18 protein-coding genes and 3 pseudogenes are annotated in these 19,837 nt (G+C 72.2%); 12 read left to right on the top strand and 9 right to left on the bottom strand.

Features of this window, described 5'->3' with window-relative positions; all coding sequences use genetic code 11:
- Nucleotides 1-225 precede the first annotated feature (225 nt).
- Together ABZS54_RS35195 and ABZS54_RS35190 are read right to left on the bottom strand one after the other, a co-directional pair.
- Nucleotides 226-846 carry a TetR/AcrR family transcriptional regulator gene (locus tag ABZS54_RS35195; protein WP_355545645.1) on the bottom strand — a complete coding sequence of 207 codons (621 nt, stop codon included), beginning with the start codon at nucleotides 844-846 and terminating at the stop codon, nucleotides 226-228.
- A gap of 26 nt (nucleotides 847-872) precedes the next feature.
- Nucleotides 873-1,050, bottom strand: a pseudogene (locus tag ABZS54_RS35190) (phenylacetate--CoA ligase); the annotation flags it as partial.
- A 128-nt stretch (nucleotides 1,051-1,178) separates the two neighbouring features.
- Between ABZS54_RS35190 and paaN the strand changes: the two are divergent.
- From paaN to paaE, 10 genes and pseudogenes are all read left to right on the top strand, one after another.
- Entirely contained in the window at nucleotides 1,179-2,888 is a 1,710-nt protein-coding gene (gene paaN, locus ABZS54_RS35185; RefSeq protein WP_355545643.1) for a phenylacetic acid degradation protein PaaN, read from the top strand.
- Nucleotides 2,881-4,092, top strand: coding sequence for a thiolase family protein (locus tag ABZS54_RS35180; RefSeq protein WP_355545641.1), 1,212 nt, complete (start codon nucleotides 2,881-2,883; stop codon nucleotides 4,090-4,092). Before paaN ends, ABZS54_RS35180 begins: the two co-directional genes overlap by 8 nt.
- Nucleotides 4,089-4,862: an enoyl-CoA hydratase/isomerase family protein gene (locus ABZS54_RS35175; RefSeq protein WP_355545639.1), complete on the top strand. Its 774-nt coding sequence runs from the start codon at nucleotides 4,089-4,091 to the stop codon at nucleotides 4,860-4,862. The genes ABZS54_RS35180 and ABZS54_RS35175 overlap by 4 nt, the downstream gene beginning before the upstream one ends.
- The gene (locus tag ABZS54_RS35170) at nucleotides 4,859-5,731 is read left to right on the top strand and encodes a 3-hydroxyacyl-CoA dehydrogenase family protein (RefSeq protein WP_355545637.1); all 873 of its coding nucleotides are present in this window, start codon (nucleotides 4,859-4,861) and stop codon (nucleotides 5,729-5,731) included. Before ABZS54_RS35175 ends, ABZS54_RS35170 begins: the two co-directional genes overlap by 4 nt.
- 61 nt (nucleotides 5,732-5,792) lie before the next feature.
- Nucleotides 5,793-5,945 (top strand): annotated as a pseudogene (locus ABZS54_RS35165) (enoyl-CoA hydratase-related protein); the annotation flags it as partial.
- 141 nt (nucleotides 5,946-6,086) lie between these two features.
- Nucleotides 6,087-7,067 (top strand): 1,2-phenylacetyl-CoA epoxidase subunit PaaA, encoded by a 981-nt coding sequence (paaA, locus tag ABZS54_RS35160; RefSeq protein WP_355545647.1) that lies wholly within the window; start codon nucleotides 6,087-6,089, stop codon nucleotides 7,065-7,067.
- Nucleotides 7,064-7,366: a 1,2-phenylacetyl-CoA epoxidase subunit PaaB gene (paaB, locus tag ABZS54_RS35155; protein WP_355545635.1), complete on the top strand. Its 303-nt coding sequence runs from the start codon at nucleotides 7,064-7,066 to the stop codon at nucleotides 7,364-7,366. The genes paaA and paaB overlap by 4 nt, the downstream gene beginning before the upstream one ends.
- A gap of 10 nt (nucleotides 7,367-7,376) precedes the next feature.
- A complete protein-coding gene (paaC, locus tag ABZS54_RS35150) occupies nucleotides 7,377-8,207 on the top strand; it encodes a 1,2-phenylacetyl-CoA epoxidase subunit PaaC (protein ID WP_355545633.1) in 831 nt (276 codons plus the stop codon).
- Nucleotides 8,201-8,722: a 1,2-phenylacetyl-CoA epoxidase subunit PaaD gene (gene paaD, locus ABZS54_RS35145; protein ID WP_355545631.1), complete on the top strand. Its 522-nt coding sequence runs from the start codon at nucleotides 8,201-8,203 to the stop codon at nucleotides 8,720-8,722. The genes paaC and paaD overlap by 7 nt, the downstream gene beginning before the upstream one ends.
- On the top strand, nucleotides 8,722-9,834 hold the full coding sequence (paaE, locus tag ABZS54_RS35140) for a 1,2-phenylacetyl-CoA epoxidase subunit PaaE (RefSeq protein WP_355545629.1): 1,113 nt from the start codon (nucleotides 8,722-8,724) through the stop codon (nucleotides 9,832-9,834). Before paaD ends, paaE begins: the two co-directional genes overlap by 1 nt.
- Before the next feature lie 223 nt (nucleotides 9,835-10,057).
- On the opposite strand, the gene ABZS54_RS35135 is transcribed toward paaE, so the two are convergent.
- The 3 genes from ABZS54_RS35135 to ABZS54_RS35125 all read right to left on the bottom strand — a co-directional run bounded on the left by ABZS54_RS35135 (nucleotide 10,058) and on the right by ABZS54_RS35125 (nucleotide 12,305).
- Entirely contained in the window at nucleotides 10,058-10,501 is a 444-nt protein-coding gene (locus ABZS54_RS35135) for a hypothetical protein (RefSeq protein WP_355545627.1), read from the bottom strand.
- A 406-nt stretch (nucleotides 10,502-10,907) separates the two neighbouring features.
- Nucleotides 10,908-11,441, bottom strand: a complete 534-nt coding sequence (locus ABZS54_RS35130; RefSeq protein WP_355545625.1) for a putative immunity protein — start codon at nucleotides 11,439-11,441, stop codon at nucleotides 10,908-10,910.
- 156 nt (nucleotides 11,442-11,597) lie between these two features.
- Complete coding sequence (locus tag ABZS54_RS35125; RefSeq protein WP_355545623.1) at nucleotides 11,598-12,305, bottom strand: hypothetical protein; 708 nt, start codon at nucleotides 12,303-12,305, stop codon at nucleotides 11,598-11,600.
- A gap of 276 nt (nucleotides 12,306-12,581) precedes the next feature.
- On the opposite strand from ABZS54_RS35125, the gene ABZS54_RS35120 reads away from it, so the two are divergent.
- Complete coding sequence (locus ABZS54_RS35120; protein WP_355545621.1) at nucleotides 12,582-13,523, top strand: YihY/virulence factor BrkB family protein; 942 nt, start codon at nucleotides 12,582-12,584, stop codon at nucleotides 13,521-13,523.
- Between the two features lie 177 nt (nucleotides 13,524-13,700).
- Here ABZS54_RS35120 and ABZS54_RS35115 read toward each other — a convergent pair whose 3' ends face one another.
- The 3 genes from ABZS54_RS35115 to ABZS54_RS35105 form a co-directional block, all read right to left on the bottom strand.
- Nucleotides 13,701-15,239 carry an FAD-dependent oxidoreductase gene (locus ABZS54_RS35115; RefSeq protein WP_355545619.1) on the bottom strand — a complete coding sequence of 513 codons (1,539 nt, stop codon included), beginning with the start codon at nucleotides 15,237-15,239 and terminating at the stop codon, nucleotides 13,701-13,703.
- Between the two features lie 563 nt (nucleotides 15,240-15,802).
- A complete protein-coding gene (locus ABZS54_RS35110) occupies nucleotides 15,803-16,879 on the bottom strand; it encodes an NAD(P)/FAD-dependent oxidoreductase (RefSeq protein WP_355545617.1) in 1,077 nt (358 codons plus the stop codon).
- Between the two features lie 96 nt (nucleotides 16,880-16,975).
- Nucleotides 16,976-17,812, bottom strand: a complete 837-nt coding sequence (locus ABZS54_RS35105) for a helix-turn-helix transcriptional regulator (RefSeq protein ID WP_355545615.1) — start codon at nucleotides 17,810-17,812, stop codon at nucleotides 16,976-16,978.
- A gap of 154 nt (nucleotides 17,813-17,966) precedes the next feature.
- Here ABZS54_RS35105 and ABZS54_RS35100 point away from each other — a divergent pair, with 154 nt between their 5' ends.
- Nucleotides 17,967-19,322 carry an MFS transporter gene (locus ABZS54_RS35100; protein ID WP_355545613.1) on the top strand — a complete coding sequence of 452 codons (1,356 nt, stop codon included), beginning with the start codon at nucleotides 17,967-17,969 and terminating at the stop codon, nucleotides 19,320-19,322.
- 180 nt (nucleotides 19,323-19,502) lie between these two features.
- Here ABZS54_RS35100 and ABZS54_RS35095 read toward each other — a convergent pair.
- Nucleotides 19,503-19,748 (bottom strand): annotated as a pseudogene (locus ABZS54_RS35095) (VOC family protein); the annotation flags it as partial.
- Between the last annotated feature and the right edge of the window lie 89 nt (nucleotides 19,749-19,837).

Below are 19,837 nucleotides of genomic sequence, written 5' to 3'. Positions count from 1 at the left end.
ACCAGCGCCGACACCGAAGCCAGTCCCTCGTCGGCCCGGATCGACTTGGTCAGCGCGTCGTCGGGCGCGCCGGCGCTGGGCCGATGCGGTGGCGGTCGACCACGGCGGGGCGCGGACCGGGGGCGCGCCCTTGTCTTTGGTCCGGCGCCGGCAACGCCGCGCCCCTCGCGGCCCTTTCACTGTGTTACCGGTGCCCTGCCGCCGCCCGCCGCGACGGCGTTCGGGTCAGTTCCCGGGTGCGGCGCGGAGCCCGTCGAACAGGACCGTGGTCAGGGCCGTGGCCAATGCGGACACCGCCAGGTCGCCGTCGGGGCGGTACCACTCGACCAGGGAGTTGACGGTGCCGAACAGCAGCCGACTGGTCAGGTGCGGGTCGACGTCGGCGCGTACGCCGCCCTCGGCCGCGGCGCGGGTCACCAGTTCGGCGACGCGACGGTCGAATTCGCGGCGCTTGTCCAGCGCCCGCCGTTCGACGGCGCTGTTGCCGCGCACGCGCAACAGCAGGGTGACGTACGGCAGTTCGGCGGCCAGGACCTCGACACTGCGGTGCACCACGTGCTCCAGGCGCGCGGTGGCGCCGGCGGTGGCGTCGGGGACCTCGTCGAGGACCGCGAACAGGGCGTCCAGGGCGCGTCCCAGGGCCAGGCCGAGCAGTTCCTCCTTGCCCGAGACGTGGTGATAGATGCTCGACTTGCTCAGGCCCAGACGCTTGGCCAACTCCTCCATGCCGGTGCCGTCGTAGCCGCGCTCGTTGAACGCGGCCACCGCCACTTCCAGCAGCGAGTCGCGGTCGTAGCCGGGGCGGCCCACGCGGCCGGTGTTCCTGTGCACGGGTGTACTGCTCACCGGGACATTGTGTCAGGAGCCGCAGGTCACGATTGCCGCAGATCATCCACCCGGCGCAGTTTGCCCTGCGAGCGTTCCAACGTGTCGGGGTCCACGACGGTGACGTCGACGCTGATGCCCACACCGTCCTTGACGCCCCGGACGATCGCGCGCGGCGGCCTCGCGCCCCGCGGCGTCCGCGCCGGGGCGGGCCTCGACGCACACCAGGGAGCGGGGCCGGGCCCCGTTCGGGTCCGTCATCGTCCACCGTCTTGTTAGCCGACCGAACATTCGGTAATCTGCCCTAGGCCAAATAATCCAGCATCACCGCTGCATGTCAAGAGGTGGACCGCATGCCCGACGTGAACTCCGAGCGCCCCGACTTCTTCGCGCGCCATCGCGCCCTGCTGGAGCAGGCGGTGCACGCCACCGCGCACCGCGACCACTGGACGCCCTACCCCGAGTCGCCGAGCACCTCGATCTACGGCGAGCAGGCCCCCGCCCTCGGCGAGGCGGCGTTCCAGGAGCAACTCGGCCGCCCCTTCGGCCTGCCCGACCACCCTGGCGACGGCCGCGTGCTCGCGGGCGAGATCTCCCCGTACGGTCGCCCGCTCGGCATCTCCTATCCGCGGGTCGACCCGGACCGGGCCGTGGCCGCAGCCAAGGCCGCCGCCGGCCCGTGGCGCCGGGCCGACCCCGACACCCGCGCCGGCGTCGCCGCCGAGATCCTGGCCCGCCTCAACGCGGCCACCTTCGAGATCGCGCACGCCGTGCAGCACACCACCGGCCAGCCGTTCGTGATGGCCTTCCAGGCCGGCGGCCCGCACGCCCAGGACCGGGGCCTGGAAGCGGTCGCCTACGCCTGGGCGGAACAAAAGCGCCACCCCACCGCGGCCCGCTGGAGCAAGCCCCAGCGCAAGGGTGAACCCCTGGGACTGGACAAGACGTTCACCCCCGTCGGACGCGGCGTGTCGCTGCTGATCGCCTGCAATACCTTCCCGACCTGGAACGGCTACCCCGGCCTGTTCGCCAGCCTGGTCACCGGCAATCCGGTCGTGGTCAAGCCGCACCCCGGCGCCGTGCTGCCGCTGGCGATCACCGTGCGCATCGCCCGCGAGGTGCTCGCCGAGGCCGGCTTCTCCCCCGATGTGGTGCTGCTCGCCGCCGAGGCACCCGACGGCCGCAGCGCCGCCACCCTCGCCCTGCACCCCGACGTGCGCATCGTCGACTTCACCGGCTCGACCGGGTTCGGCGACTGGCTGGAGGCCAACGCCCGCCAGGCCGCCGTGTACACCGAGAAGGCCGGCCTGAACACCGTCGTCCTGGACTCCACCGACGACTACCGCGGCCTGCTGGGCAACCTGGCCTTCTCGCTGTCCCTGTACAGCGGCCAGATGTGCACCACCCCGCAGAACCTGCTCATCCCGCGCGAAGGCTTCGCCACCGACCAGGGCCCCCGCAGCGCCGACGAGTTCGCCGCCGACCTCGGCGCCGCACTGGACCGCCTGCTCGCCGACCCCGCCCGCGCCGTGCACACCCTCGGCGCGATCGTCAACGACGGCGTGCGCCACACCCTCGAAGAGGCCGGCGCACTCGGCGGCATCGTGCACGCCTCCACCCCCGTCGCCCACCCCGAGCACCCGCAGGCGATCGTGCGCACCCCACTGGTGGCCCGACTCGACGCGGACACCGACCAGGACACCTACACCCGCGAGTGGTTCGGGCCCGTCTCGTTCGTCGTGGGCACCGACTCCACCGAGCACGGCCTGGGCATCCTGCGCGAGAGCGTCCGTGCCCACGGCGCCCTGACCGCCGCCGTGCACTCCACGGACGAGTTCGTGCTGGAGGCGGCCCGCGAGGCGGCCCTGGACGCCGGCGTGCACCTGTCGGAGAACCTCACCGGCGGCGTGTTCGTCAACCAGTCCGCCGCCTTCAGCGACTTCCACGGCAGCGCCGCCAACCCGGCCGCCAGCGCCACCCTGTCCGACCCGGCGTTCGTCACCGCCCGCTTCGCCACCCTGCAATCCCGCCGCCCCGCCGCCAAGGAGCCGGCCGGTGCCTGAACCCGTCTACATCGTCGACGGCGCCCGCACCCCGCAGGGCCGCTACGGCGGCGCCCTGGCCGCGATCCGCCCCGACGACCTGGCCGCCCTCGTGGTCGGCGAGGCCGTACGCCGCGCCCGCATCCCCGCCGACGCCGTCGACGAGGTGATCCTCGGCGCCGCGAACCAGGCCGGCGAGGACAACCGCGACGTCGCCCGGATGGCGGTGCTCCTGGCGGGCCTGCCGCACACGGTGCCCGGCTACACCGTCAACCGGCTGTGCGCCTCGGGCCTGACCGCACTGGCCTCCGCGGCCCACGCCATCCGCGCCGGCGAGGCCGACCTCGTCGTCGCCGGCGGCGTCGAGTCGATGACCCGCGCGCCGTGGGTGATGGACAAGCCCGGGACCCCCTGGGCCAAACCCGGCGCCGTGCACGACACCTCCCTGGGCTGGCGCTTCACCAACCCCCGCTTCACCGTCGCCGACCGCGCGGCGCCTCCCGACGCCGGCCGGACCACCCTGTCGATGGGCGAGACCGCCGAGGAGGTCGCCGCCCTCGACCACATCACCCGCGCCCGCTCCGACGCCTTCGCCCTGCGCAGTCACCAGCGCGCGGTCGCCGCCCAGGAACAGGGCCGCTTCGACCGCGAGATCGTGCCCGTGCCCGTCGGAGCGGACCTGGTCACCCGCGACGAGGGCCCACGTCCGACCACCACGCTCGACAAACTCGCCGGCCTGCGCACCATCTTCCGCGAGGGCGGCATCGTCACCGCCGGCTCCGCCTCGCCCCTGTCCGACGGGGCCGCGGCCCTGGTCCTGGCGAGCGAGGCGGCCGTACAGCGGCACGGTCTCACCCCGCGGGCGCGGATCGTCGCCGCCGCCTCGGCCGGCGTGCATCCCCACCTGATGGGTCTGGGCCCGGTCCCCGCCACCGAAAAGGCGCTGGCCCGCGCCGGATGGCGGATCGCCGACCTGGAAGCCACCGAACTCAACGAGGCGTTCGCCGCCCAGGCCCTGGCCGTCATCGGCCGCCTGGGCCTGGACGAGGACACCGTCAACGCCGACGGCGGCGCCATCGCCTTGGGCCACCCGCTCGGCTGCTCCGGCGCCCGCATCGTGCTGACCCTGCTCGGCCGCCTGGAACGCGAGGACGCCCGGCGCGGCCTGGCCACCCTGTGCGTGGGCGTCGGCCAAGGCGTCGCGATGCTCGTGGAGCGCACATGAGCACCACCGGCCCGACGCCCGACCCGGCTCAGGAGTACCGCACGCTGCGGATCGAGGAGCGCGCGGACCGCGTCGTCGTCACCCTGCACCGCTCTGGCGAACGCAACGCCATCGACGCGCGGATGATCAGCGAACTGCATGCCATGTGCGACCTGTTGGAGCACGATCCCAGGCTGCTCCTGCTCACCGGCCACGGTGGCGTCTTCGCCGCCGGCGCCGACATCGCCGAACTGCGCGACCGCGGCCGCGACCAGGCCCTACAGGGCATCAACAGCCGCCTGTTCGAACGCGTGCGCCGGCTGCCGATGCCCACCGTCGCCGCCGTCGACGGCTGGGCACTGGGTGGTGGCGCCGAACTGGCCTACGCCTGCGACCTGCGCATCGCCGGCCCCGACGCCGTCTTCGGCAACCCCGAACCCGGCCTGGGCATCCTCGCTGCCGCCGGCGCCTGCTGGCGCCTGCCCCAACTGGTCGGCGAATCCGTCGCCAAGCAGATCCTGCTCGCCGGACACCGACTCGACGCCCGCGCCGCGCTGGCCGCCGGGCTGGTCATCGACGTCGTCCCGGCCGACGAACTCCTCGACCGGGCACATGCCCTGCTCGACCGCATGGCACGCTCCTCCGCGATGGCCCTGCGGCTGACCAAACTCGTCGTCGACGCCCCCGGTGCCCACCCGATCGCCGACGACCTGGCCCAGGCCGTGCTCTTCGAGACCGCGGACAAGAAGGACCGGATGTCCCGCTTCCTGGACGCAAGGAGCCGTACATGAGCCCCATCCCCGCGCCACCGGCCCCGCCCGCGGTGGTCGGCGTCATCGGCGGCGGACGCATGGGCGCCGGCATCGCCCAGTGCTTCGCGGCCGCCGGCTCCTCCGTGACCATCGCCGAGAGCGACGCCCGGGCCGCTGCTGCGGCCCGCGAGCGCATCGCCGCCGGCCTGGAACGCGCGGCCGAACGCGGAGGTTCCGCCGAACCCGCCGCGCGCGTGCTCGCCCGGGTGAGCACGGTCGACGCGGTCGAACACCTGCCCGCGCACGCCGACCTGATCGTGGAGGCCGTGCCCGAGGACGCCGCCCTCAAGGCCCGCCTGCTCGCCGCCGCCGAACGCGTCGTCGGCGCCACGACGGTGCTGGCCACCAACACCAGTTCGCTGTCCGTCACGGACCTCGCCGCGGCTCTGACCCGACCCGGCCGCTTCCTGGGCATGCACTTCTTCAACCCCGTGCCCGCCTCCGCGCTCGTCGAACTCGTCCGCGCCCCGGACACCGCCGCCGGCGTCCTCGCCCGCGCGCTGGACTGGACGCACGCCCTCGGCAAACAGGACGTCGTCGTCAACGACTCGCCCGGGTTCGCCAGCAGCCGCCTGGGCCTGGCACTGGGACTGGAGGCGATCCGCATGGTCGAGGAGGGCGTCGCCGCCCCCGAGGCCATCGACGACGCCATGCGGCTGGGCTACCGGCACCCGATGGGCCCGCTGCGCCTGACCGACCTGGTCGGGCTCGACGTGCGTCTGGCCATCGCCGAGCACCTGCACGCCACCCTCGGCGCGCGCTTCGCACCGCCCCGGCTGCTGCGCGACAAGGTCGCCCGCGGCGAGTTGGGCCGCAAGACCGGACAGGGGTTCTACGCATGGCCGTGACCACTACCGACACCACCCCGACGACGCGGGCGTCGGGTACCGCCTCGACGGTGACGTCGCGGTGCTCGAACTGCGGCGTCCCGCTGCCGGGAACGCCCTGGACACGGCGCTGCGTTCCGCGCTGCTCGCCGCCGTGCGCCGGGTGCGCGACGACGAGAAGGTCCGCGCGGTCCTGCTCACCTTCCGGGGGCGGCACTTCTGCGTCGGCCAGGACCGCGGTGCGGGTCTTCCTGGCGGGCGACCGGCCCACCTTTCACGGACGCTGACCCACCCCTCGTCCGCCGCGCCCCGGGCCCAATCGGGCCCGACGTCGCCATACGATAGACCGAACGAACGGTCGGTAGGGAATCTTTCGATGACCACACCACCCCCCGCCACACCATCCGCGGACGGCGCGCCGCCGGAGCTCGCCCACCACTTCGAGGCCACCCTCGCCAAGGACCACCGGATCGAACCCCGCGACTGGATGCCCGAGGGCTATCGCAGGACGCTCATCCGGCAGATCGCCCAACACGCGCACTCCGAGATCATCGGCATGCAACCCGAAGCCGAATGGATCACCCGCGCCCCGTCCCTGCGCCGCAAGGCCATCCTGCTCGCCAAGGTCCAGGACGAGGCCGGCCACGGACTGTACCTGTACTCCGCGGCCGAAACCCTCGGCGCCGACCGCGCCGACCTGACCGCACGCCTGATCGACGGCCGCCAGAAGTACTCGTCCATCTTCAACTACCCCACCCTGAGCTACGCCGACGTCGGCGTCATCGGCTGGTTCGTGGACGGCGCCGCCATCTGCAATCAGGTGCCGCTGTGCCGCAGTTCCTACGGGCCCTACGCACGCGCGATGGTCCGCGTCTGCAAGGAGGAGTCCTTCCACCAGCGCCAGGCGTACGAGCTGCTGACCACGATGATGCGCGGCACCGACGCACAACGTGCGATGGTCCAGGACGCCGTCGACCGCTGGTGGTGGCCCTCCCTGATGATGTTCGGCCCGCCCGACGACGACTCGCCCAACTCCGCCCAGTCCATGGCCTGGAAGATCAAACGCCACGGCAACGACGAACTGCGCCAACGCTTCGTCGACATGACCGTGCCCCAGGCACGCCTGTTGGGCGTGACCCTGCCGGACCCGCAGCTGACCTGGAATCCCGACCGGGGACACCACGACTTCGGCACCCCCGACTGGGCCGAACTGCGGCGCGTGATCGGCGGCGACGGCCCCTGCAACAGCCGGCGCGTCCGGCGACGCCGGACGGCCCACGACGACGGCGCCTGGGTGCGCGAAGCAGCAAGCGCCCACGCGGCCAAGCAGAACACCCGGACAGGAGCGGCGGCATGAACGACACCACCCGGACCACGGTCGACTGGCCCCTCTACGAGGTGTTCGTGCGCGGCAAGCGCGGCCTCAACCACGTGCACGTCGGCTCCCTGCACGCCGCCGACGACCGCATGGCCCTGACCCACGCACGCGACCTGTACACGCGCCGCAACGAGGGCGTGAGCATCTGGGTGGTGCGCTCCCGACACATCACCGCCTCCACCCGCGACGAGAAGGACCCGTTCTTCGCCCCCAACGCCGACAAGGCGTACCGCCACCCCACCTTCTACGACATCCCCGACGACGTCCCCCACATCTGAGGAGCAGGTCATGCACGACGACCACCTCCACCCGTCGCTCGCCGACGGGGACGGCGGCGACGCCCGCTGGGCGTTCGGTACCGGCTTCGAGGACCCCCTGCACGGCGTCGACACCACGCTGCCCGCGCACGTCGACGCCGCCGCACTCGCCGCGAACTGCCTGGCCCTGGCCGACGACGCCCTGATCGGCGCCCAGCGCCTGGCCGAATGGACCACCCGCGCCCCCGAACTCGAAGAGGAACTGGCACTCGCCAACATCGCCCTCGACCTGCTCGGCCAGGCCCGCCTGCTGTACGCGCGCTGCGGTCAGGTCGACGGCAGCGCCCGCGACGAGGACGCCTACGCCTATCGCCGCGACGCGGCCGAGTTCCGCAACGTTCGACTGGCCGAACTCCCCAACGGCGACTTCGCGTTCACGATCGCCCGCCTCCTGCTCCTGTCCACCTGGCGGCTCGCGCACCTCACCCGGCTCGCCGCGTCCGCCGACCCGGTGCTCGCGGCCGTCGCCGCCAAGGGCGTCAAGGAACTGGCCTACCACCGGCAGTACGCCGCCGAGTGGACGGTGCGGCTCGGCGACGGCACCGAGGAATCGCACCGCCGCATGCACACCACCATCGCCCAAGTCACCCCCTGGCTCCCCGAGTTGTACGCGGCCTACGACGCGCGGGAGGAGGTCGGGGCGGTCCTGGCACAGGTGCTCGACAGCGCCGGACTGGCGTTGCCCGCTGCCGGCCCGCCGCTGCCCGGACACGGCAGGAACGGGGAGCACACCGAGCATCTGGCCCCGCTCCTGGCCGAGTTGCAGAGCGTGGCCCGCGCACACCCGGGGGCGACATGGTGAGCGCGGACACCGCACCGGACGTCCGACACGCCCGACACATCGCCGCCCAGGTTCCCGACCCCGAACTGCCCGCCCTCACCCTGGCCGACCTCGGCGTGCTGCGCGACGTCGACATCACCCCGGACGGAACCGTCGTCGCCGGCCTGACCCCCACCTACTCCGGCTGCCCGGCCATGGCGGAGATGCGCGCCGAGGTCGCCGCCCGCCTGCGCGCGGCCGGATTCGCCCGCGTCGAGATCCGCACGGTCCTGGACCCGCCGTGGACCACCGACTGGATCACCCCCGCCGGGCGCCGCAAACTCGCCCGCTACGGCATCGCCCCGCCGGGCACCGCACCCCGCCCCACCACCGGCCCCACCCCACTGGACCTCCTGCCGACCCGCCGCCGCATACCCTGCCCGCACTGCGGCTCGGCGGACACCGAGGAGACCTCCCGCTTCGCCGCCACCTCCTGCCGGGCACTGCGCCGCTGCCTGGCGTGCCGCGAGCCGTTCGAGCACATGAAGGAGATCTGATGCAGGACCCGACGAACACGATCTCCGGCACCGCACCGCCGCCGTCCCCCCTACGCCCGCGCTTCCACCGCCTGCGTGTCGCGGCGGTCGACCGCCTGTGCGAGGACGCCGCCGCGGTCGCCTTCGACGTGCCCGACGACCTGTCCGACACCTTCGCCTTCGTCCCCGGCCAGTCGCTCACCCTGCGCCGCGAGATCGACGGGGTGGACGAACGCCGCTCCTACTCCATCTGCTCCGCCGCCGGCACCCGGCCGCGGATCGGGGTGCGCGTCGTGCCCGGAGGACTTTTCTCCGCCTGGCTCGTCCACGACATCCGGCCCGGCGACAGTGTCGAGGTGATGGCACCGACGGGCACCTTCACGGCCGACGTGTCCACCCCGGCCCACCACGTACTGATCGCCGCGGGCTCCGGCATCACCCCGATGATGTCCATCGCCGAGTCGGTACTCGCCGCCCACGACCGGTCCCGCGTCACCCTTTTGTACGGCAACCGCCGCACGGACACGGTGATGTTCGCCGACGACCTGGCCGACCTCAAGGACCTGCACCCCGCCCGCTTCGAACTCGCCCATGTGCTCTCCCGGGAACCCCGCGAGGCCGACCTGCTCTCGGGCCGCCTCGACCACGACCGCCTCCTCGCCCTGATCGACGGCTTGGTGGACGCCGACCGCGCCGACCACTGGTGGCTGTGCGGCCCACACGGCATGATCCGCGACGCCCGGCGCGTCCTGGCCACCCTCGGCGTGCCCGACGACCGCATCCACCAGGAGCTGTTCTTCGCCGACGACACACCGCCGCCGGCGGTGCACCGCGAGGACGTGAAGGCGGACGGGCCGGTCAGCCGGGTGACCATCGTCCTGGACGGCCGCTCCACGGTCGCCGACCTGCCCCGCGACGCCACCGTCCTGGACGCGGCCGCGCGGCTGCGCCCGGACGTGCCCTTCGCGTGCAAGGGCGGCGTGTGCGGCACCTGCCGCGCCCTGGTCCGGGACGGCGACGCCGACATGCGCCGCAACTACGCCCTCGACCCGGCGGAGACCGAGGCCGGCTACGTCCTGACCTGCCAGACGTACCCGGCCTCCGACTCCCTGACCGTCGACTTCGACAGCTGAGCGCCCCGTTTCGCGGGGGCGCCGCGTCGGGACGCGAGTGTGGTGCCGCCCGGCTCCTACCGGAGCACGACTGCCCACCGGCACGGCCGGATCGCGCAGCCCGCACACGCCGGGGCCTCGGACTCCGCGATTCCTCCGCGGAGTCCGAGGCCCCATGCCGCCTGCCCTCGCGGCGCCTAGCGAGTCACGGTCGCGCCGCCGTGCGCGGCGATCCGGTCCGTCGTCAGCAGGGGATCACGAGATCGAGGGTGACCGGCCGGGCCGGCCACTGGTACGACTCCACGCTGAAGCTGCCGTGCACGTTCGAACCGCAGGCCACGGTGCCGCCCACGCCGGAGACCTTGATCGTCGTGTAGTGGAAGATCGCGTCCTGGTTGACCGCACCGAGCGAGACGCCGGCCACGTTGCCGGACAGGCGCAGGTTCAGCGGCTGCGGCTGCTGGGGCGGACTGCCGGGCGAAGGGGGGCCCGCCAGGCCGACCTGGCCGAAGAGTCGGACGTTGTCGCCGGTGATCTCGGCGCAGACCTTGGTCGAGAGACCGGACTGGAGCCCGGAGGGGCCGCACGTCACGGTGGTCGGGGCGGGGTCGGCGGTCGCGACCGGTGCGGTCGCGATGACGCTCAGGCCGGCTATGCCTATCGCTGCCGCGGTCGTCATGAACTTCATGGGAAGCCTCCGATGTCGTGGCACCCGGGGTCGGGTGCTTCTGATGAGGTGTGACATTTCACATCTCACATGACACATCATTGCATGACGATGGGTCGCCGGTCGGCCGCGAAGGGTGAACAGTGACGTGATCTGCGTTACATGGAGTCTCTTGAGCATCACTTCCGGTCACAGGTGGCGAACCCGTGGCCGAAACACCACCGATACCCGCGGGGAACCCGGCAGCTGCGACATGGCGAGAGACGGCGACCCGGTCCCGCGACTCGCCCCCGGCCGCGCCCGGCCCGGCGGCCCCGCGTGGGGCGTCGTGGTGTCATGCGGCCGGGCGGACAGGCGTGACCAACGTGGGGATCCGGCGCAGGGAGGAGGTGGGTCCGCCCCCTGCGAGGGGCGATTCCGCTTGCCCTCAGGCGCGGAGGGCGGCGTCGAGATCGCGCATGAACTCGCCCACCCGCCCGCCGCCGGGAGGTGCGGCGGGCAGACGAGTGAGCACCGCGGTGACCGCGGGGGGTGCGTGATGCCGCGCCCATTCCAGGGTCCCTGCGGTGACCTGCCCGCCCTCCTCGGATGCCTGCTCTTCCGCCGACGCCGCATGTGCGGCCGCACCGAGAATGTGTTTCACCTGATGAGCGCTCGCCTTGGGATGCAGGAACGCGGCGGCGGCCGCATGGCTTGCCGCTCGCGCCGCGTCGACCGCTGCGGGCGAGGAGGCTTCCTGCGCCGCCTTGTACGCGGCCCACGCGCTCCGCCGCAGAACACCCGTGCGTCGGCCGCCCGCGGCAAAGGCGTCTGCCGCTGCAATGGCGTCGCGGGGGCGCGTGTCGGCGGGAAAACTCTGTTCGAAGATCGACAGCACCCTGCGCGCACAATCGGCGGCATAGCCCGCGATTCCACGAAGTTCGTCTTCGTTCAGCTCGATCGTCTCTGACTCGCTCGGCACGCCCCCATCTTGCCGCAGCCTCCCGGAACATGAGCCCGTGGCCCACTCACAGGCCCCCAGGGCGCGTTCGCGCACACGCGGATCCAACCCCCGCGCCCCCGCTCGGCGACGATCCGCTCGCGGGCGTGCCCGTGCTCCGCCGCGAACGGCCGCCGGTCACAAGGTGGGGCCGGGTGCCTTGCCGAGGTTGGGGAGTTCGACGACGAGATCGCGCGCAGGCGCCTTGATCTCGACGGGGCGGTCGTACTCCGTCCAGGTCAACGTGATGGCTCCGTCGTCCGACGCGGCATCGTTCGAGATCGCCCGGAAGGGCAACGCCGGGCCGTCGGTCGGGATGTACACCCGCGCGGCATCGTCCGCTTCGCTCTCCGCGAGCACGACCATACGACGCCCGTCGACATAGGTGTCCTCACGTCGATCGGCCTCCGTCAACTCATTCACGAACTTGCGGGGACTGACCGCCTTGGCCAGCGCCGCCATCTTCGTACGCACCGGATCGTCGGCCGCGGCATGCCCGTACCTGCCGTCCAACGCGGCCACGAGGTCTGCCCGTTCGGGCCCGAGACGCCGCTGCCAGTAGGTGCGCGAAGCCTTTACGTAGAGCTCCCCGCCGACGTTGATCATCTCGATGGTGTAGCTCGCCGCCTGCCCGCTGGTCGTGAAGTCGCCCGTCTTCATGTCCAGATGTACATCGGTGCGTGCGCTCGTGGTGTTGTCCCGCACGTCGGAGATCCGGACGTAGCGAACACCGTCCACCGCCCTGCTCACTCGTTCGTGCAGCGCCTTGTCGCCCAGTCCCGACAGATCCGCGGAGGTCGCATCGGCCAGGTCCACGGCCGCCGAACACCCCGTGATCAACGCCATTCCCGCCGCCGCCACCACCCGCACAGTCCGACCCGCATGTGCCATCGAAGCCCCCGATGCATCCTGCCCCGACCCTACCGACCGTGACCCGCATACATGATCCCGAGGTGTTCCCGACGCGTGCGCGCGGGGCCGCCCCGGGGGTTGGCCGCAGCCCGGTGTCTGCGGTGGTCTCCATGTGGCGACCCGCCCACGCCGGCGCGGCACGATCGGGCCCGATTCCGAAACTCTCTCGCGCGGAGCGCTGCATCCGCGACTGTCGGGCAGAAGCCGTCCATGGGCACAGCGATAAGGGTTCCGCAGACGCGGGACATGAAGGGCGAGGAACTCTCCGCGGACGAGGCGTGGGCGACGCTGCGTCGGTACGGCGGGTGGAAACTGGTCAGGAACGCCTTCATCCGCTTTCGGTACGCGGACGGGTTCACCCATTCGCGAGCGCTCGCATTGCAGACGGTGCTGTCCGTGGTCCCCTTGGCGATCGCCGTCGTCGGACTCTCCCGGGTCCTGCATACCGACAAATTCGGCCGGTTCGTCTCCGACGTGCTCGGTCGGCTGTCCACGGGCCCGAGTTCGACCGTCGTACAGGACACCCTGCGCGACGCGGGCGAGGGCAGCGCGGTCGCACTGTCCCTGGGGCTGGTGTTCTCACTGGTCAACGTCGCGACGGCGATGAGCCAGATCGAGCGGGGCGCGAACCGCATCTACGGCGTCGAGCGCGACCGCCCGTTCGTCCGCAAGTACGGCCGCGCCGCGGTGATGACCGTGGTGGTGGGCGTCCCGATCGGCCTCGGCGTCGTGTTGACCGTGGCCGGCCGCGACATGGTCGGAGCCGCCGCCGACGTGTACGGCTGGAGCGAGACGCAGCGCACGGTGTGGGGCGTCCTGTGCTGGCCGGTGGGCGTCACGCTCGCGCTGATCTCGGCGTCGGCGGTGTTTCGTTGGTCGCCGCGTCGCCGCCAACCCGGCTATACCTGGCTGGCGTTCGGGGCGGCCGTGTACCTGGTGTTGTGGGTGCTGCTGACGTGGCTGCTCGGCCTCTACGTCCGGCTCAGCGGCTCCTTCGACTCGGTCTACGGGCCCCTCGGCGCATTCGTGTCCTTGATGCTGTGGGCCTACCTGACCTCGATCGCGCTGTTCCTGGGCCTGGCGTTCGCCGCCCAACTCGAGGCCGTTCGCGCCCACTTGACCGAACCGGTGCAACCGGACCCCGGCGCCTGAGCATCCGGCGACCGGCCACGCCCACGCATGCGGACCGCACCGGGTCGACGAATCGGAGCGGGTGGGGAAGCGGGCCGCAAACGTGGCTGCCACCCGTCATCGGAGCAACCCGATCGGCGAACGAGAGGGAGTCGTCCTCCGAAGACGAACGCGGACGGGTGTGCGGGAGTGATGAAATCAGGCCCGCGCCACCGACTGGGGGAACGCGAACACCTCGTCCGGGTCGTAGTGTCGCGACACCGACTTCAGCCGAGACAGGTTCCCGTCGTAGTAGGCGGTACCCCAGTCCGACAGGTTCGCGTCGATGTAGTTGACGTAAGCGCCCGTCGCGCCCAGCGCCGCGAGCCCGTCCCGGACCGCGTCCACCGCGGCCGTGGCCGCCGCCTTGCCGCCGGGAGTGGTGCTCGCGTAGATCTGCGCCGTGGCGAGCGCCGAGCGGTGGGGAAAGGCCGTCGCGTCGGGGGCGAGCTGCGAGACCGCGCCGCCCATGGAGTCAAGGAGCAGGTCCATCCCGGTGCGCCCGGCCATCAACTGCACCATGCGCTGCGCGTCCAGCGGAGCGGGCAACACCCGGGAGACGGCGACGAAGGCCGCTCGGGGCAGCCGCCCGCCCTCGAACGTCGGGTGGCACTGCGCGATGGTGTCGTTCGCGCAGCCTGCCATGTACTTCATCGTTTCCAGATAGCTCTTGCCCAGCACGGTGCGCGAGGTCGGCTGCGTCGCGGCGGCGGCGATCAGCCGGTCCAGGAGCGGGTTCAGCCCACTCTCCGCCCCGACGTAGCACCCGCCCACCCGACAGGTCGGCGGCGTGCCGCCGGAGACCACGCAGTTCGACCACAGCTCCGGCGGTGCGTCCTCGACCCACTCCTGCCAGGCCCCGATCACCGAGGCCGCCGAACCGGCCGGGAAGCGCAGCGAGAAGACGGTGAGCGCGGGCGCCGGCTCGGTGCTGAAGGTGAACCTGGTGACCACGCCGAAGTTGCCGCCACCCCCGCCGCGTAGCGCCCAGTACAGGTCCGGCTCGGAACACTCGGAGGCGGTGAGCACCCGCGAGTCGGCGGTGACCACCTCGGCCGAGACCAGCCGATCGCAGGTCAGTCCGTACTTGCGGGTCAGCACCCCGACCCCGCCGCCCAGGGCCAGCCCGCTGACCCCCACCGTCGGGCAGGAGCCGGCCGGCATCAGTCGCCCGGCCTGCGCCAGCGCCGCGTAGACCTCGATCAACCGGGCACCGGCGCCGACCCGCACCTTGCCGTCGGACTGCACCCGGACCTGCGCCATCGGCCGCAGATCCATCACCAGCCCGCCGTTGGGCACGCTGTATCCGAGGTAGCTGTGCCCTCCGCTGCGCGCGGCGATCGGTACGCCGTGGCCACGGGCCGCGTCCAGGCAGATCTGTACATCCGCCGCAGAGGTGCAGCGGGCCACCGCCGCCGGCAGTTGATCGTCGTACAACTCGTTGTATCCGAGCCGGGCCACGCCGTACCCCTGGTCCTGCGGCAGCAGCAGTTGCCCGTCGAGCCGCGTCTTCAACGCCGACCAGTCCGGCGGCCCGGCCACCAACCCGGGTACCCGCTGCCCCGCATGGCCCCGCATCGGCCGCCGGTCGAACGCCGGCAGGACCGATGCCGCGCCTCGCGCCATGCCACCGGCTGTCACCACAGTCGCGCCGCCGACACCCAGTGCGGCCAGAAAACGCCGTCGATCGATCGTCATGTGCTCACATCTCCTGGCGACCAGTGCGCACCGTGTGCCGGCCGCGCAGCTCTGCATCGCTGCCATCGTTACCCGGGCGTCGGCCGACGGCGCGCCGGATTGCGCCCATCGGTGGATGCGAACTCGGCCGCGGCGCAGACCCCCATCCCCACCCGAGACCGCCGCATCCGACCCGTGTCCGGCCGTCGGCCGGCGCGCCGTCACCTCGCCGTTCCGCGGCCGGGTCGCGCCGAGCACCTTCCGATCCGCGCAGCGTCCGGGTCCCAGGGACCCGTCGAACCGCTCATCACCCGTGAGCACCTGCCCGACCTCGCGCCGCCCCCGGCAGGCGCGAGGTAGCGCCGGGCTCGGGACGCCGCCGGGCCCGGAAGGCCGGCACCCCATCGGCGTCCCGAGCCCGGCCATCCGGCCCGGCCTGGCCACACGGCGGTGCCGGCGAAGGGCAACCGCCATGCTCATCGCCGGCTCGCCGGTCGAACTCCTCGTCCCGTTCGGCCACCGGGGCGAAACCAGCCACCTCCGGGCCCGCCCGAATCGCGCAAGACTCGCCGCACCGGCGGCAACTACCCGCCTGTGTCGGGCCGAGGGCGAGGCGGGAAGTCCAGACCGTGGCGGCGGTCGCCCAGTGCCCGTCGGGAGACTTCCGCCTCCGTCGCCGCGCCGAAGACCCCGTCGGCGCGGGCGGCGACCGCGGCCTTCGCGTCGGCGCCGAGCAGATCCGTGTTGATCGCCACCGCGGCCTGTATCCCCGACGCCGCGGCGACGGCGACGTTGGCCATCAGGTCCGTGACGTTGCCCGCCGCCCACACTCCCTCGACGCCGGTGAACCCGCCCGGTTCGGCCACCAGTTGCAGGCCCACCCCCATCGCATGCTCGGTCGCCGCGAGGCCCAGCTCGGCGAGGAACCCGGCGCGCGCCACGAACCGCGGTGCGACCACCAGGGCATCCACGGGGACCGACCGGCCCGACGCCAGGCGCACGCCCGACAGCCGGTCCCGGTCGTCGACCTCCAGACTCAGGACCTCGCCGTCGACCACGTCGACGCCGAGTGCGGCCAGTTGCTCCCACTGCTCCTCGGTCGGATCGCCGCCGGTGTGCGCGAACAGCATCACGTGGGACGTCAACTGCCGGAACATCAGCGCCTGATGAACCGCCGCCGGACCGGTGGCCAGCACGCCGACCGCCGCGTCGCGTACCTCCCAGCCGTGGCAGTACGGGCAGTGCAACACATCACGCCCCCACCGCTCCGCGAGCCCGGCGACGTCGGGAAGCTCGTCCACCAGCCCCGTGGTCACCAAAACGCGCCGCGCCACCGCACGGCCGCCGTCCTCGGTCGTCACCACCAGGTGCGCGCCCTCGCGACGCACCCCCGAGACGCGGCCGGACTCGATTCGCCCGCCGTAGGAGGCGACCTCCTCCCGCCCCAGCCGCAGCAGCTCCAGCGGCGCGATCCCGTCCCGCGACAGGAGACCGTGCGCCGCGGAGGCCGGAGCGTTGCGCGGCTCGCCCGCGTCGATCACCAGCACCGACCGGCGCACCCGCCCCAGGGTCAGCGCGGCCGACAGCCCCGCGGCACCGCCCCCGACCACCACGACGTCCCACACCCGACCATTCGCCTGCACCAACGTGTTCTCGCTCATGCCGACCAGCCTGCGATCACCCTCGCCGGGTGGCAAACATTCATGCTGTTTCGGCAACAAGATTCGCTGCCGCCGGCGTGGGATCGCCCGAAACGGTCATGACCGCGGGGGCCGTGGTCCCGGGGAGTCGAGGTCGCATGGGCGGGGGGCCGGCTCCCCTGTCGATGCGCCGGTCGTGGCGGTCCGGTGGGCTGCGCCTCGGTACGCGCCGGGCGTGCGGCCCATGGTCTGGGCGAACGTGTCGATGAACGCGCTGGTCGTGGTCCAGCCGCAGCGGTGTGCCGTTGCGGTGACGGTGGCTCCCTCGGCCAGTTGGATCATGGCGTGGAAGACCCGTGTGTTGGTTCGCCACCGGGGGTAGGTCATGCCGAACTCCGTGCGGAAGAGCCGGGTGAGGGTTCGCTCGCCGACGCCGACGTGGCGGGCCAGCCAAGCCATGGTTCGGGGGCGGCTCAGGTCGTCCTCGACCACCCGGCAGACGTGGGCCAGCCGTGGGTCCTGTGCCCTCGGCAGCGTCAGAGGCCGCACGTGGGCTCGGCGCAGCCGATCGTTCAACACCGCCCGAAGTCGCCGCGACTCGGTTGCCGGCAGGTCCGGTTCGGTGCAGGCGATGAAAAGTTCACGAAGCAGACCGGCCACGGCCAAAACCGTTGGCGAGTCGACGGGCAGGGGAGTGTCGTCCGACGCGAAGCCCAGGATGTGCACGGAGCTGTGTCCGTAGACCCGGTGCTCGTGCCAGATCTTCGCCGGGATCCAGACGGCACGGTCCGGGCAGGCCACCCAGGCTCCTCGTTCGGTCCGGATGGCGAGAACCCCGGCGCTGACGTAGATGAGCTGGTGGTAGTCGTGCCGGTGGCGGTCGATGACCTCGCCGGCGGCGTGGGCATGGGCCGTCGAGGGCGCGACCGACGGTTGATGGCTGATCTGCGACACAAGTAGGCAGATTAATGGAAGAAAGCCATCGGCTCTCATGGCAACGTGGCGTCATGAGCACAGCACCGAGAGTTTCACGTCGTCGACGGCATCGGCCCTGCCCGTGGCCGGGGCCATTCGCCCACCACGGGACGAAGTCGGGGACGGCGGCTCGATGACGGCGACGAACGAGCCGAAGACTCCCAAGGGCATGGCTGCCCGTATGCGTCGCGCAGCCGTGGACACGCGTCCGCTTGCCGTTCCGGCCTATCGGCGCGTTCTGATCGGTCAGGGCGCCTCGCTGGTGGGAACGATGGTCACCGAGGTCACCGTCCCGGTCCAGATCTACTCCATGACGCACTCTTCCCTGTACGTGGGTCTGGCCGGACTCGCCGGATTCGTCCCCATCCTCGTGTTCGGCCTGTATGGCGGCGCCATCGCCGACGTGGTCGATCGCCGCCTGCTGTGCCTGTGGTCCTCGCTCGTGACCTGGTCGGTGACCATCGCCCTGCTCGCCCAGACGCTCCTGAACGCCCGATCGGAGGTACTCCTGCTCGCCCTCGTCGCCGTTCAGGGAGCCGGCTTCGCCACTGCCTCATCGGCGCGCGGCGCCATCATCCCCCGCATCGTGCCGCACGAGATGATCCCCGCGGCCAACACGCTGAGCTTCACGGTGAGCAACATCGGACAGATCCTGGGGCCGCTTGTCGCAGGCGTTCTCCTCGCGTTCCCACACGGGTTCGCCTACGCCTACGGCGCCGACGCACTCCTGTTCACCGTGTCCCTCTACTCGACACTGCGACTGCCTCCCATCAAACCGACGGGAGCCGCGGCCGGTACAGGGGTGCTCGCGGTGCTGGAGGGCCTTCGCTTCATCGGCGATAGTCCGGTGCTCCTGATGTCGTTCGCCGTGGACATCGCCGCCATGGTGCTGGCCATGCCGAACGCCCTGTTCCCCGAGGCCGCAGCCACCCGCTTCCACGGGGGAATCGGGCTGCTCTACTCGGCGGTCGCCGTCGGATCCCTGCTGGCCGGCCTGTGCAGCGGGTGGATCGCGGGGGTGCGACGTCAGGGAGTCGCACTCACCCTCGCGGTGGTCGGCTGGGCAACAGCCATCACGCTGGCCGGCTTCACGCACACACTCTGGCTCGCCGTCGTCTTCCTCATGCTCGCCGGCGCCGCCGATCTGGTGAGTGCCGTCTACCGCCAGACGATCCTGCAGACCCGGGCCCCGGACGAGATGCAAGGTCGCATCCAAGGCGTCTTCACCGTCGTCGTCGCCGGCGGCCCCCGGCTCGGCGATCTTCGCGCGGGAGCCATGGCGACGACCACAACCCTCGGCATCGCCTGGTCGGGGAGCGCCATGCTCTGCGTCGTCCTGGTCCTCGTCGGCGGCCTCGCCGTGCGCCCGTTCCGGCGCTACGACGCACACACGACGCACGATCCGGCGCAGCGACGCCCGAGGACCGCTCCGGCGACTCCCGGCCCGCCGGTCACCGTGGACGAGTCGCCCGCGGAACCCGCGCGGTAGCCCTCGTCCCAGCGACGAGCCCGTCCCGGACACCCCCCGGGACGCCGACCGGCGGTCCGGCCCAGCGCGCGGCGCCACGGTCATGTCAGGCAATCGAACACGCCGCGATCACGCTCGGTCCGTGCGGCCTCCGGTAGGGCGCCGGCCGGGCCGAGGCGAGCCCGGACCCCGGCATCGGCGTCAGCGAGCGAACTTCGCGATGGCGGCCGGGGTGACGGGGGTGAAGAAGTTGACGAGATTGCCGTCCGGGTCGCGGAGCAGGAGCGCGCGGTTGCCCCAAGGCATCGTGGTGGGCTCGGTGACGAAGTCCTCCACGAAGCCGGTCAGGTTCCGGTGCACGCCGTCCACGTCGTCGACGAGGAATTCGATGATGACGCTGTGGTTGTCGGCCGGGCGGGCGGAGTCGGGCGCGAACAAGGGAACTGTGATTGTTGGACTGCGGCCCGGGTCGGGTTGCTGCCAGGCTCGTCGTCGGCGTCCGGCATGACTCGCAAGGTAACTGACGACTCCTCGGG

Source organism: Embleya sp. NPDC005575 (assembly GCF_040605455.1).
Lineage (GTDB): Bacteria > Actinomycetota > Actinomycetes > Streptomycetales > Streptomycetaceae > Embleya.
The sequence above is the reverse complement of the archived record's forward strand: the minus strand, read 5'-3'. Positions and strand labels throughout refer to the sequence as shown.